The organism is Pseudomonas brassicacearum (assembly GCF_918698105.1).
Classification (GTDB): Bacteria; Pseudomonadota; Gammaproteobacteria; order Pseudomonadales; family Pseudomonadaceae; genus Aquipseudomonas; species Aquipseudomonas brassicacearum_F.
Window position 1 is genome coordinate 1 of sequence record NZ_CAKKMI010000072.1, and the last position, 12,992, is coordinate 12,992.

Annotated in this window: 9 protein-coding genes; 6 read left to right on the forward strand and 3 right to left on the reverse strand. The window is 61.0% G+C overall.

Going from position 1 to position 12,992, the window contains the following annotated elements:
- The first annotated feature begins 153 nt into the window (after positions 1 to 153).
- Positions 154 to 1,296, forward strand: a complete 1,143-nt coding sequence (gene pdxB / locus LQ215_RS23160; protein ID WP_230152741.1) for a 4-phosphoerythronate dehydrogenase PdxB — start codon at positions 154 to 156, stop codon at positions 1,294 to 1,296.
- A 194-nt stretch (positions 1,297 to 1,490) separates the two neighbouring features.
- Here pdxB and LQ215_RS23165 read toward each other — a convergent pair whose 3' ends face one another.
- A complete protein-coding gene (locus LQ215_RS23165; RefSeq protein ID WP_003199629.1) occupies positions 1,491 to 1,670 on the reverse strand; it encodes a PA1571 family protein in 180 nt (59 codons plus the stop codon).
- Positions 1,671 to 1,919: 249 nt separating this feature from the next.
- On the opposite strand from LQ215_RS23165, the gene LQ215_RS23170 reads away from it, so the two are divergent.
- Positions 1,920 to 3,701 carry an ABC transporter transmembrane domain-containing protein gene (locus LQ215_RS23170; RefSeq protein WP_230152742.1) on the forward strand — a complete coding sequence of 594 codons (1,782 nt, stop codon included), beginning with the start codon at positions 1,920 to 1,922 and terminating at the stop codon, positions 3,699 to 3,701.
- A gap of 185 nt (positions 3,702 to 3,886) precedes the next feature.
- Here the strand turns inward: LQ215_RS23170 and LQ215_RS23175 are convergent, their stop codons facing one another.
- Positions 3,887 to 5,815, reverse strand: a complete 1,929-nt coding sequence (locus LQ215_RS23175; protein WP_230152743.1) for a transglycosylase SLT domain-containing protein — start codon at positions 5,813 to 5,815, stop codon at positions 3,887 to 3,889.
- A gap of 214 nt (positions 5,816 to 6,029) precedes the next feature.
- Here LQ215_RS23175 and LQ215_RS23180 point away from each other — a divergent pair, with 214 nt between their 5' ends.
- The gene (locus LQ215_RS23180; protein ID WP_230152744.1) at positions 6,030 to 7,949 is read left to right on the forward strand and encodes an ATP-binding cassette domain-containing protein; all 1,920 of its coding nucleotides are present in this window, start codon (positions 6,030 to 6,032) and stop codon (positions 7,947 to 7,949) included.
- A gap of 162 nt (positions 7,950 to 8,111) precedes the next feature.
- On the opposite strand, the gene LQ215_RS23185 is transcribed toward LQ215_RS23180, so the two are convergent.
- Positions 8,112 to 8,552, reverse strand: coding sequence for a universal stress protein (locus LQ215_RS23185; RefSeq protein WP_230152745.1), 441 nt, complete (start codon positions 8,550 to 8,552; stop codon positions 8,112 to 8,114).
- A gap of 102 nt (positions 8,553 to 8,654) precedes the next feature.
- On the opposite strand from LQ215_RS23185, the gene LQ215_RS23190 reads away from it, so the two are divergent.
- The 3 genes from LQ215_RS23190 to fadA all read left to right on the forward strand — a co-directional run bounded on the left by LQ215_RS23190 (position 8,655) and on the right by fadA (position 12,932).
- Positions 8,655 to 9,092, forward strand: coding sequence for a hypothetical protein (locus LQ215_RS23190; RefSeq protein WP_230152746.1), 438 nt, complete (start codon positions 8,655 to 8,657; stop codon positions 9,090 to 9,092).
- A gap of 486 nt (positions 9,093 to 9,578) precedes the next feature.
- On the forward strand, positions 9,579 to 11,726 hold the full coding sequence (fadB, locus tag LQ215_RS23195) for a fatty acid oxidation complex subunit alpha FadB (RefSeq protein ID WP_230152747.1): 2,148 nt from the start codon (positions 9,579 to 9,581) through the stop codon (positions 11,724 to 11,726).
- A 30-nt stretch (positions 11,727 to 11,756) separates the two neighbouring features.
- Entirely contained in the window at positions 11,757 to 12,932 is a 1,176-nt protein-coding gene (gene fadA, locus LQ215_RS23200) for an acetyl-CoA C-acyltransferase FadA (protein WP_230152748.1), read from the forward strand.
- Positions 12,933 to 12,992 lie beyond the last annotated feature (60 nt).

Below are 12,992 nucleotides of genomic sequence, written 5' to 3' on the forward strand. Positions count from 1 at the left end.
GCTCGGGTGAGAAGCAGGCCCAAAAAGCTGGCGGCTGCTTCGCACCCGAGCGGGAGCAAGCTCCCTCGCCACAAACGCGTTCACTGAAGTAATGGGCTGGCCCATCGAGGCGAGGAACGCCTACACTGCCCCTCCCGCCAAAGGAGCTCTGCCATGCTGATCGTCGCCGACGAAAACATCCCCCTGCTTGATGCATTTTTCCAAGGGTTCGGCGACATCCGCCGGGTACCGGGCCGGGGGATCGACCGGACCATGGTCGAGCACGCCGACGTGCTACTGGTGCGCTCGGTCAGTCAGGTCAATCGGGCCCTGCTGGAAGGCAGCAAGGTGCGTTTCGTCGGCACCTGCACCATCGGCACCGATCACCTGGACCTGGGCTATCTTGCCGAGGCCGGTATCCGCTGGGCCAGCGCGCCGGGCTGCAATGCCCGTGGCGTGGTGGACTATGTGCTGGGCAGCCTGATGACCCTGGCTGAAATCGAAGGCGCGGACCTCAAGCAGCGCACCTTCGGCGTGGTCGGCGCAGGCCAGGTGGGCGGGCGGTTGATCGAGGTGCTCAAGGGGCTGGGCTGGACGGTGAAGGTCTGCGATCCACCGCGTCAGGCCGCCGAGGGGGGCGACTATGTGAGCCTGGAGCAGATCATCGAGCAGTGCGATGTGATCAGCCTGCACACACCGTTGACCCGCGACGGCGAGCAACCGACCTGGCACCTGTTCGACGAAGCGCGCCTGAACCAGCTCAAGCCCGGGACCTGGCTGATCAATGCGGCCCGCGGCCCGGTGATCGACAACGCCGCGCTACGCGAAGTGTTGCTGGAACGCGAAGACCTGCAAGCGGTGCTGGATGTCTGGGAGCAGGAGCCCGCCGTGGATGTGGACCTGGCCGATTTGTGCGTGATCGCCACCCCGCACATTGCCGGTTACAGCCTCGATGGCCGCCAGCGCGGCACCGCCCAGATCTACCAGGCCTTGTGCGCTTTCCTGGAGAGGCCGGTTGAAGTCGCCCTCAGCGACCTGTTGCCTCGGCCTTGGCTGGGTGGCATCACCCTGGATGCCGCAACCGACCCGGCCTGGGCCTTGGCGGCGCTGTGCCGCAGCGTGTACGACCCCCGCGGCGATGACGCGAACTTTCGTCGCAGCCTGGTGGGCACGGTCAGCGAACAGCGCAGCGCGTTCGATGCCTTGCGCAAGCATTATCCACCACGGCGGGAAATCGACAGCTTGAAGGTCTGTATCGACGGGCAGTCGGCGGATTTGCAACAGATCGTGACGGCGCTGGGTGCCACTGCCATCTAGCGCGGAGCGCTATTGTGGCGAGGGAGCTTGCTCCCGCCCGGCTGTGCAGCAGTCGTCGCTTTTTGGAAACTGGGGTTGCTTCGCAACCCAGCGGGAGCAAGCTCCCTCGCCACAAAAGCCTGGCCCAAAACCTGCAAAATCAACAGGCATAAAAAACCCGACATCAAGGTCGGGTCCAATCGAGACGGGCTGTATCACTTTTGTTCGGCAGGCTTGACCAGTCGTTTTTCCAGCTCGCTGCAGGCTTTCTGGATCATGTCTTCGGTGATCGGTACTTCGCGCCCTTGGGCATCGATGAACGAGCAGCCCAGAGACTGGTCCGGTTGCGTGCGGATTACTTGAATCTTGTCGTCGCTGCTGTGTTGCAAGGACATGGCCTGTCTCCTCATCAGGTTGTGTGCCTACTTTAATGTCGCCAGGTGACCGAGCCATGACACTCCTTGTGGGTTCATGGCGACACCTCCACTCAATCAGAAACACAGTTGCGTTTCCAGCCAGACTTTAGACCGATAACATCTAGCCTCTAGTCGTTGTGGTCATATTTAACCTGACTCATTCTGATTCAACTTGGTTCCGCTACGCTTTGGCGTCGCTGGCCGGCCTTTTTCCTGCTGCATTATCGGATGCCCTTGATGCTTTCTTCCCGACATCGCCGTGCCATACGCCTGGCCAGCGGCTTCATCGCCCCTTACCGCAAACAGGTCGCCGGCGCCTTGCTGGCCCTGATTGTCACCGCCGGTATTACCTTGTCCATGGGCCAAGGCATCCGGTTGCTGGTGGACCAGGGCTTCATGACCCGCTCGCCGCACCTGCTCAATCAATCCATCGGCCTGTTCATGGTGCTGGTGGTGGGGTTGGCGATCGGTACGTTTGCGCGTTTTTACCTGGTGTCCTGGATCGGCGAGCGGGTGGTGGCCGATATCCGGCGGCAGGTCTTCAATCACCTGGTGTACTTGCACCCCGGTTTCTACGAAAACAACCGCAGTTCGGAAATCCAGTCGCGGCTGACCGCCGATACGACCTTGCTGCAATCGGTGATCGGTTCGTCGCTGTCGTTGTTTTTGCGCAACGCCTTGATGGTGGTCGGCGGCATCGTGCTGCTGTTCATCACCAACCCCAAGCTGACCAGCATCGTGGTGATTGCCCTGCCGCTGGTGTTGGCGCCGATCCTGGTCTTCGGCCGCCGGGTGCGCAGTTTGTCGCGCCAGAGCCAGGACCGCATTGCCGACGTCGGCAGCTACGTTTCCGAAACCCTTGGCCAGATCAAGACCGTGCAGGCCTACAACCACCAGGTCCAGGACGAACAACGATTTTCCGTGACGGTGGAGCAGGCTTTCGACACTGCCCGCAAGCGCATCGCCCAGCGGGCCTGGCTGATCACCCTGGTAATCGTGCTGGTGCTGGGCGCGGTGGGGGTGATGCTCTGGGTCGGCGGCATGGATGTGATCGCCGGGCGGATTTCCGGCGGTGAGCTGGCAGCATTCGTGTTCTACAGCCTGATCGTCGGCAGCGCCTTCGGCACCCTGAGCGAAGTGATCGGCGAGCTGCAACGGGCGGCGGGCGCGGCGGAGCGGATTGCCGAGTTGCTGCGTTCGGAGAACATCATCCAGCCGCCGGCTTCAGGCCTTGTCACCTTGCCGGAGCGGGTCCGGGGCGATTTGCGGCTTGAAGGGGTGCGTTTTTCCTATCCCTCCCGGCCGGACAGCTATGCGGTCGACGGCCTCGACCTGACCATCAAGGCTGGCGAGACCCTGGCCCTGGTCGGGCCTTCCGGAGCGGGCAAGTCAACGGTGTATGACCTGCTGCTGCGCTTCTACGATCCGGTGCAAGGGCAGATCCTGATCGACGACGTGCCGTTGACCCGACTCGACCCGCTGGACCTGCGCCGCCACTTCGCCCTGGTTTCACAAAACCCGGCACTGTTTTTCGGTACGGTCGAAGAGAACATTCGCTACGGCAACCCTGGCGCAACGTCCGAGCAAGTGCGTGAGGCCGCGCAGATTGCCCACGCCCACGACTTCATCGAAAAAATGCCCGATGGCTACCAGACCCACCTGGGTGACGGTGGCCTGGGCTTGTCCGGCGGTCAACGCCAACGCCTGGCCATCGCCCGGGCGTTGCTGGTGGACGCGCCGATCCTGCTGCTGGACGAAGCCACCAGCGCCCTCGACGCGCAAAGCGAACACCTGATCCAGCAAGCCCTGCCCAACCTGATGAAAAACCGCACCACCCTGGTCATCGCCCACCGCCTGGCCACGGTGAAAAACGCTGACCGGATCGCGGTGATGGACCAGGGCAAGGTGGTTGCCGTGGGCACTCACCAGGAGCTGGTTGCCAGCAACGCGCTGTATGCGCGGTTGGCGGCGTTGCAGTTCAATGTGGGGTTGGAGGCGGCAACCGACTAAGTATGGTCCCTTGTGGGAGCGAGCTTGCTCGCGATGGCGGTGGCACCTTCAACATGGATGCAAGCTGGCTCACCGCTATCGCGAGCAAGCTCGCTCCCACAAGGTCGAGCAACCGAGCAAAAAAGAAATGCCCGCATCTTTCGATGCGGGCATTTTTTCTTCTCGGCGACAGCTTGCGCTAATAATCACTGATCATCGAAATACCGCTCATGCCAATCCACCAGCGGTTGCGGCGAGTTGAGTTTCTGGCCGTAGATCACCGAGTACGACAACACGTTCTGCACGTATTGACGGGTTTCGTCGAACGGGATGCTTTCGACCCAGACGTCGAAGCTCAAGTGATCGGCGCCGCGTAGCCACTGGCGCACGCGACCGGGGCCGGCGTTGTAGGCCGCCGAGGCCAGGACGCGGTTGCCGTTGAATTGGCTGTGAACCTGGCTCAGGTACGCCGCGCCCAACTGGATGTTCTTGTCCGGGTTCAGCACTTGCTGGGGTGAGGCCAGGGGAATGCTGAACTTGCGCGCGGTTTCCTTGGCGGTGCCAGGCATCAGTTGCATCAGGCCGGCGGCACCGACGCCGGAACGGGCGTCGTCCATGAAGGCACTTTCCTGGCGGGTAATGGCGAACGCCCAACTTGGATGCAGGCCGCGGATCTTGGCTTCGCGCACCAGGGTGTCGCGGTGGGCCATCGGGAAGCGGATGTCCAGGTCGTCCCAGTACTTGGCCTGGCTGATGGTACGAATGGCTGGGAAATACCACTTCAGGTCATACGCCAGTTTGGCCTGCGCGACCATTTCGTCCCGGTTGAAATGACGGCTGACGTGATACCACTCGCGGCGCCCGTCGACGATGTCCCCACGGGCATGAAACTCCAGGGCCCGGCGTATCCCCGGCGTATTGCGAACCTTGTTGATCAACGCCTGGCTCATCACCAGTGGCTTGTTGACAAGCGAGTACGGCAACTGGGATCGGTCGGCGGCCAGGAAACCATAGAAATCCCGTTCCCGGGCCAGGTGCTTGTAGAGCGCCAGCGCCTCGGGGTTCTGCGGCTGCGCCAGTTCCAGCGTGCGGGCTTGCCAGTACCGCCAGCGATTGGTGCTCGACAGCGATTCGGGCAGGCGACGTGTCAGTTGGTAGGCATCGTCCCAGCGGGCCAGGCGCAGCAGCAGGCGCAAGCGCCACTCCGACACGGTGTCATCGCGCAGTTCCGGGTCGTATTTCGTCATCACGTCCAAGGCCCGGCTGTCGAAGCGCTTGGCCAGGGTCAGGCCGATTTCCCGGGCAATCGCGACTTTTTCATCGCGGGAAAAGTGCATGGTGCTGGCGTAGCCGTCCAACAGCGCCATGGCCTTTTCCGGGTCCTGGCGGGCCAGGCGCCGCAGGCCGAGGCTGACGATATCGGACATCGGTTCATCGGCCGGGATGAAGCGCGAGGGCTGGTTGAGCAACTCGGGCTTTTGCGCCACGTCCACCAGCAACTTGCCGCGAGGGGCGAGGGTGGTCAGGCCGCTGACCAGGCTGTTGGCCAGCGGGTAGTTGCGGGCCTGGGCCGCCAGTTTTGTGCGTTCCCAGCGTTTCTGTTCGGTCAATTGCCCTTGGGAGGCCCATAGGCCGAACAATGCATCGCACGCCTGGGGCTGGGATTTGCCGGAGAGCCACAGCTTTTCGGTATTGGCATAGCCTTCGGCCTTCAAGCCATGACTGATCTGGTACTGGGCGTTAAGGCAGTCCAGTTCCGTGAAATTGAGCTTGGGGTCGTAATACTTGACGAAGGTCTCCCAGTCACCGCGCTCGGTCAGCCAGCGCAGCCAGCGCAACTTCATCCAGTTGGCCTGGGGCAGGTCACCGTGTTCGGCGAGGAATTTCTCGATTTCGGCGTTGCTGGCGCTCTTGAGGCGGGCGGTCAACTCGTCATAGGCCAGGTAGGGTTCCAGCGGATAATCGCGCAGGGCCTGGCTGTAGCGAAAGTAGGGGCCGGAATCACCCTTGGCCAAGGCGCGCTTGGCCTCGTCGTAATATTGGCGTTGAGTGGAGATATCCACCGCCTGCGCGGATTGAACGGCAGTGGCACATACAAAAAGACACGATAAAACACTGAAAAGGCGACTGCGCATGAGACGTCCGGGCATAAAAAAACATGACAAGCCCAAGGGGTAACCCAGGGTAACTGTCTGTAGCTTAGCCTTTTGCCAGCAGCTGGCGAAAGCTTTGCAGGGCCGTCGATGCAAGTTCGCAACATTTGTTATGCAGAGTGCTTCGGTGGCGAAATTGGCGGACCCTTGAGGCCTCATCTCAGGTAGAATGCGCGCCCGGTTTTTGGAGAAGCTCATGACCCTGCTCAAATTCAGCGATGTGTCCCTTGCTTTCGGCGCTATGCCGTTGTTGGACAAGGTGTCCTGGCAGATCGCCCGTGGTGAGCGGGTGTGCATCATCGGCCGCAACGGCACTGGCAAGTCCAGCATGATGAAGCTGGTCAAGGGCGATCAAAAGCCCGATGACGGCTCGGTCTGGCGCGCGCCAGGCCTGAAAATCGGCGAATTGCCCCAGGAACTGCCGGTGGCCGACGAGCGGACCGTGTTCGACGTGGTCGCCGAAGGCCTGGACGGTGTCGGCGCGCTGTTGGCCGAGTATCACCACCTGAGCCAGAACATCGTCACCGATGCCGACCTGGACAAGTTGATGCACGTGCAGCACGACCTTGAAGCCCGAGACGGCTGGCGTTTGCAGCAACTGGTCGACAGCACCCTGAGCCGCCTGCAACTGCCGGCCGACAAGACCCTGGCCGAGTTGTCCGGTGGTTGGCGTCGCCGCGTCCTGCTGGCCCAGGCCCTGGTGTCCGAGCCGGACCTGCTGCTGCTCGACGAACCGACCAACCACCTGGACATCGGCGCCATCGCCTGGCTTGAAGAAGCCTTGAAGGACTTCCAGGGGGCGGTGCTGTTCATCACCCACGACCGTTCCTTCCTGCAGAACCTGGCGACCCGCATCCTTGAACTGGACCGTGGCGGCCTGATCGACTGGAACGGCGACTACGCCAGCTTCCTGGTGCACAAGGAAGCGGCCCTGGCAGCGGAAGAAACCGCTAACGCGTTGTTCGATAAGAAACTGGCCCAGGAAGAAGTCTGGATTCGCCAGGGCATCAAGGCCCGTCGCACCCGTAACGAAGGCCGTGTGCGGGCCCTCAAGGCCTTGCGCATGGAACGCAGTGAACGTCGCGAGCGTACCGGCAAGGCCAACATTCAGTTGGATACCGCTGACAAGTCCGGCAAACAGGTGATGGTCCTTGAGAACGTGAGTTTCGCGCACCCGGGCGGCCCGTTCCTGATCAAGGACTTCTCCATGGTCCTGCAACGTGGCGATCGCATCGGCCTGCTGGGCGCCAACGGCACCGGCAAGACCACCTTGCTCAAGCTGATGCTCGGCGGCCTGGTGCCGACCAGCGGCAAGGTGGAAGAGGGCACGAAGATCGACGTCGCCTACTTTGACCAGTTGCGCCATCAGTTGGACCTGGAAAAGACTGTGATCGATAACGTCGCCGAAGGTCGCGATTTCATCGACATCGATGGCCAGAGCCGCCACGTGCTGAGCTACCTCGGCGATTTCCTGTTCAGCCCCCAGCGTGCCCGTACGCCGGTCAAGGCGTTGTCGGGTGGCGAGCGCGCCCGTCTGTTGCTGGCCAAGTTGTTCAGCAAGCCGGCGAACCTGCTGGTGCTCGACGAACCGACCAACGACCTGGACGTGGAAACCCTGGAATTGCTGGAAGAAGTGTTGTTGACCTTCAACGGCACCGTGCTGATGGTCAGCCACGACCGGGCATTCCTCGACAACGTGGTCACCAGCACCCTGGTGTTCGAAGGCGAAGGCCTGGTGCGTGAATACGTCGGCGGTTATCAGGACTGGCTGCGCCAGGGCGGTTCGCCGCGTCTGCTGGGCGTCACCGAGAGCAAGTCCGGCAAGGCCGACCTGAATTCGGCGGTGGTCAAGGCCGAGCCGGCCCCGGTAGCGGCTGCAGCGACTCCGGCACCGGCCAAGAAAAAACTCAGCTACAAGCTGCAGCGTGAGCTGGAGGCGCTGCCGGGTGATATCGACGCTAAGGAACAGCAGATCGCCGCGGTGGAAGCGGAAATGGCTGAGGCCGGGTTCTACCAGCGACCAGCGGCCGAAACCGCCAAGGTGATTGCGCAGTTGGAGCAGTTGCAGGCTGAACTGGATGCATTGGTCGAGCGTTGGGCTGAGCTGGACGCTTGAACCATTGAGATAAGAAGTCCCGGCGCTTAGTTATGAGCGCCGGGATTTTTATTTGAAATACCATCCCCTGTGGGAGCGAGCTTGCTCGCGATAGCGGTGTATCAGTCGACTTCGATATTGACCGTTATGACGCTTTCGCGAGCAAGCTCGCTCCCACAGGGTTTATGCGCGCTTGATCAGGTGTACCGCCAGCACATCACAAGGCGCGCCATGCAGCACGTCGTTGGCGGTCGAGCCCAGCAACAGTGCCAAGCCGTGGCGACCGTGGCTGCCGACCACAATCAGGTCGCAGCCCTGTTCCTTGGCCAGGTGATGGATCTCCTGGCGCGGCTGGCCGTAGGTCAGGTGGCTGAATTCCTTCTTCAGGGCAGGGTATTTCACGATCAGCCGGTCAAGGCGTTCCTTGGCCTGGTCGAATTGCTGCTGTTGCAACTGGGAAAGGTCCATGGGTACGTCGCCGCCAAAGGCCATGGCCATCGGTTCGACGATGTGCACCAGCGACAGCTTGGTGTCCCGGCCTTCGCAAAGGGCGAGGGCGCGCTTGACGACCGGATCGCATTCTTCAGTGAGGTCGACGGCGACCAGAATGTGTTCGTAGTACATGGGAAGCACTCCAGAGAATTGCGATACGGTAAGTATGGCTGGTTTCAAGCGCATTGACGGCGACGTGGCTCAATGGGCTCATCAGAATTCGGGAGTACGAATATGACGGTCTGGATAGTGGTGTCAATCCTGTTGGTGGTGTTAAGTCCGCTGGCATGGTTGCGTCCGTCCCGTGTTCAGAGCGGTCGCATGGCCTTGCGCATGGAGGCGCGACGCCTGGGCCTGGCCATGCAGCTGGCGCCGCAGGAGTGGCCGCACTGGCTCGGCCAGCAGCCGCCAAACCCCTGCGCCCAGTACCACCGGCCCCGGCGTGGCAAGGACCCGGCGGTCTGGAGCTATTGGCAGACTGCGCCAGGCGTCTGGGTCAACCAATGGCGAGAAGTCTGCCAGGATGAGGCGTTGCTCAATCATTTCGAAAAATTGCCGGCCAACGTCTACAAGGTCGAAGCCGACCGGCAAATGATCGCCTTGTACTGGGGTGAGAAGGGCGAAGCAGCTGTTTTGCAAGATATTTGCGTGGTGCTCAAGGCGCTGGCCTGAGGCATAAAAAAGCCCGACAGTCTCATCGGGCGGGTTGGCCAGGCAGGCCGGTAATCAATCTCATGCCAGGGCGTTCGTTCGTAACGTCCTTTGTTCCCAATCTTCAATCGCGTCCCGACAGCGTAGACGGCTGGATCCGGTCTGTCTGGAATTAGGGCGATTTTTCTAATTATTGATCCTATGAATAGCGACTCATGCGGCGCCGTGTTGCGGATCCGCACGGTACGGAAATGACCGAGAAGTCGCGTTAACGCCTGTGTTTAGGGCGATTGACAATTGTCGGAAATTCCGTGAAGGTGACGTACCCAAATCAAACGGGCGTATGAATTGAGCGTTTGTATTTTCAGAATGCTCCTACAGACCCCGACTATCGCGTTGACGGGTGTGCCTGGCGGATTGGCGTAGCATCGACGGTAACGTCAATGCCCAACCAGTGGTCAGCGTTCAACGTGTACTGTTCAGCTTCCATATCGTGGAGATCAGTTGATGATTTACGAAGGTAAAGCCATCACGGTTAAGGCTCTTGAAAGTGGCATCGTCGAATTGAAATTCGACCTCAAGGGTGAGTCCGTCAACAAGTTCAACCGTCTAACCCTGAATGAATTGCGTCAGGCCGTGGACACTATCAAGGCAGATGCGTCGATCAAGGGTGTGATCGTCAGCAGCGGCAAGGACGTGTTCATCGTCGGCGCCGACATCACCGAGTTCGTCGACAACTTCAAGCTGCCCGATGCCGAACTGATCGCTGGCAACCTCGAAGCCAACCGTATTTTCAGCGACTTCGAAGACCTCAACGTACCGACCGTCGTGGCCATCAACGGCATCGCCCTGGGTGGCGGCCTGGAAATGTGCCTGGCGGCGGATTACCGCGTCATGTCCACCACCGCCAAGATCGGCCTGCCGGAAGTCAAGCTGGGCATCTACCCAGGCTTCGGCGGCACCGTGCGCCTGCCGCGCCTGATCGGTGCCGACAACGCCATCGAGTGGATTGCCGCCGGCAAGGAAAACCGTGCTGAAGACGCGCTGAAGGTCGGTGCCGTGGATGCCGTGGTCGAACCTGGCAAGCTCCAGGAAGCGGCCCTTGAAACCATCAAGCGCGCCATCAGCGGCGAGTTCGACTACAAGGCCAAGCGTCAGCCGAAGCTGGAAAAGCTCAAGCTCAACGCCATCGAACAAATGATGGCCTTCGAAACCGCCAAGGGTTTCGTGGCCGGTCAGGCAGGCCCGAACTACCCGGCGCCAGTCGAAGCGATCAAGACCATCCAGAAAGCCGCCAGCTTCGGTCGCGACAAGGCTCTGGAAGTCGAGGCCGCCGGCTTCGTCAAGCTGGCCAAGACCTCGGCTGCGCAAAGCCTGATCGGTCTGTTCCTCAATGACCAGGAACTGAAGAAAAAGGCCAAGGCCTACGACGAAATCGCCAGTGACGTGAAGCAGGCCGCCGTGCTCGGCGCCGGCATCATGGGGGGCGGTATCGCCTACCAGTCGGCGTCCAAAGGCACGCCGATCCTGATGAAGGACATCAACGAACACGGGATCGAGCAAGGCCTGGCCGAAGCCGCCAAGCTGCTGGTCGGCCGTGTCGACAAAGGTCGCATGACCGCTGCGAAGATGGCCGAAGTGCTCAACGGCATTCGTCCGACCCTGTCCTACGGCGATTTCGGCCATGTCGACCTGGTGGTCGAAGCCGTTGTCGAGAACCCGAAGGTCAAGCAGGCGGTACTGGCTGAAGTCGAAGACCAGGTCAAAGAGGACACCATCCTGGCCTCGAACACCTCGACCATCTCCATTTCGCTGCTGGCCAAGGCCCTCAAGCGTCCGGAGAACTTCGTCGGCATGCACTTCTTCAACCCGGTGCACATGATGCCGTTGGTGGAAGTGATCCGTGGCGAGAAGTCCAGCGAACGTGCCATTGCCACCACCGTGGCCTATGCCAAGAAAATGGGCAAGAACCCGATCGTCGTCAACGATTGCCCGGGCTTTCTGGTCAATCGCGTGCTGTTCCCGTACTTCGGCGGTTTCGCCAAGCTGGTCAGCGCCGGTGTGGACTTCGTGCGCATCGACAAGATCATGGAAAAATTCGGCTGGCCGATGGGCCCGGCGTACCTGATGGACGTGGTCGGCATCGACACCGGCCACCACGGCCGCGACGTCATGGCCGAAGGCTTCCCGGACCGCATGAAGGACGACCGTCGTTCGGCTGTCGACGTGCTCTACGAAGCCAAGCGCCTGGGCCAGAAGAACGGCAAGGGCTTCTACGCCTATGAGACCGACAAGCGCGGCAAGCAGAAGAAAGTCGCCGACTCGTCGGTGCTGGAAGTGCTCAAGCCGATCGTCTACGAGCAGCGCGAAGTCACCGACGAGGACATCATCAACTGGATGATGATCCCGCTGTGCCTCGAAACCGTGCGTTGCCTGGAAGACGGCATTGTTGAAACCGCCGCCGAAGCCGACATGGGTCTGGTCTACGGTATCGGTTTCCCTCCATTCCGTGGCGGTGCGCTGCGCTACATCGATTCGATCGGTGTGGCCGAGTTCGTTGCCCTGGCTGACCAGTACGCTGATTTGGGCGCGCTGTACCACCCGACCGCGAAGCTGCGTGAAATGGCCAAGAACGGCCAGAGCTTCTTCGGTTAAGCGCCCAACGACTAGAGCGAGAGAACATTTATGAGCTTGAATCCTAGAGACGTCGTGATTGTCGACTTCGGTCGTACGCCGATGGGCCGCTCCAAGGGCGGCATGCACCGCAACACCCGCGCCGAAGACATGTCGGCGCACCTGATCAGCAAGCTGCTGGAGCGCAACGTCAAGGTCGACCCCAGCGAAGTCGAAGACGTGATCTGGGGCTGTGTGAACCAGACCCTGGAGCAGGGCTGGAACATCGCCCGCATGGCCTCGCTGATGACCCAGATTCCTCACACGGCGGCGGGCCAGACCGTCAGCCGCCTGTGCGGTTCGTCCATGAGCGCGCTGCACACCGCCGCCCAGGCGATCATGACCGGCAACGGTGACGTGTTCGTCGTCGGTGGTGTCGAGCACATGGGCCATGTGAGCATGATGCATGGCGTCGATCCAAACCCGCACATGTCGCTGTACGCGGCGAAAGCCTCGGGCATGATGGGCCTGACTGCGGAAATGCTTGGCAAAATGCACGGCATTACCCGCGAACAGCAGGACGCCTTTGGCGTGCGCTCCCACCAGCTCGCCCACAAGGCGACCGTGGAAGGCAAGTTCAAGGATGAGATCATCCCGATGCAGGGCTACGACGAGAACGGCTTCCTGAAGCTGTTCGACTACGACGAAACCATTCGTCCGGAAACCACCCTGGAAAGCCTGGCGGCCCTCAAGCCGGCATTCAATCCAAAGGGCGGCACCGTGACAGCCGGTACGTCGTCGCAGATCACCGATGGTGCCTCGTGCATGATCGTGATGTCGGCCCAGCGTGCCCAGGACCTGGGTATCCAGCCGATGGCGGTGATTCGTTCGATGGCCGTGGCGGGTGTGGACCCGGCGATCATGGGCTATGGTCCAGTACCGGCCACGCAAAAAGCCTTGAAGCGTGCAGGCTTGGGTATTGCCGATATCGACTTCTTCGAACTCAACGAAGCTTTCGCCGCACAGGCCCTGCCAGTGCTGAAAGATTTGAAAGTGCTCGACAAGATGAACGAGAAGGTTAACCTGCACGGCGGCGCGATCGCCTTGGGCCACCCATTCGGTTGCTCCGGTGCGCGTATCTCCGGCACGCTGCTCAACGTCATGAAGCAGAATGGCGGCACCTTTGGTGTGTCGACCATGTGCATTGGCCTCGGCCAGGGCATCGCCACTGTCTTCGAACGCATCTAAGCGTCGCGTTGATGGAAGCCGGGGCCAAGTGCCCCGGTTTTTGTTTTTTCGGGTTCAGTA

Bases quoted from the DNA above. Each gene is read 5' to 3' on its own strand.
- pdxB (WP_230152741.1), top strand. From the start codon at position 154: ATGCTGATCGTCGCCGACGAAAACATCCCCCTGCTTGATGCATTTTTC.
- LQ215_RS23165 (WP_003199629.1), bottom strand. From the start codon at position 1,670: ATGTCCTTGCAACACAGCAGCGACGACAAGATTCAAGTAATCCGCACG.
- LQ215_RS23170 (WP_230152742.1), top strand. From the start codon at position 1,920: ATGCCCTTGATGCTTTCTTCCCGACATCGCCGTGCCATACGCCTGGCC.
- LQ215_RS23175 (WP_230152743.1), bottom strand. From the start codon at position 5,815: ATGCGCAGTCGCCTTTTCAGTGTTTTATCGTGTCTTTTTGTATGTGCC.
- LQ215_RS23180 (WP_230152744.1), top strand. From the start codon at position 6,030: ATGACCCTGCTCAAATTCAGCGATGTGTCCCTTGCTTTCGGCGCTATG.
- LQ215_RS23185 (WP_230152745.1), bottom strand. From the start codon at position 8,552: ATGTACTACGAACACATTCTGGTCGCCGTCGACCTCACTGAAGAATGC.
- LQ215_RS23190 (WP_230152746.1), top strand. From the start codon at position 8,655: ATGACGGTCTGGATAGTGGTGTCAATCCTGTTGGTGGTGTTAAGTCCG.
- fadB (WP_230152747.1), top strand. From the start codon at position 9,579: ATGATTTACGAAGGTAAAGCCATCACGGTTAAGGCTCTTGAAAGTGGC.
- fadA (WP_230152748.1), top strand. From the start codon at position 11,757: ATGAGCTTGAATCCTAGAGACGTCGTGATTGTCGACTTCGGTCGTACG.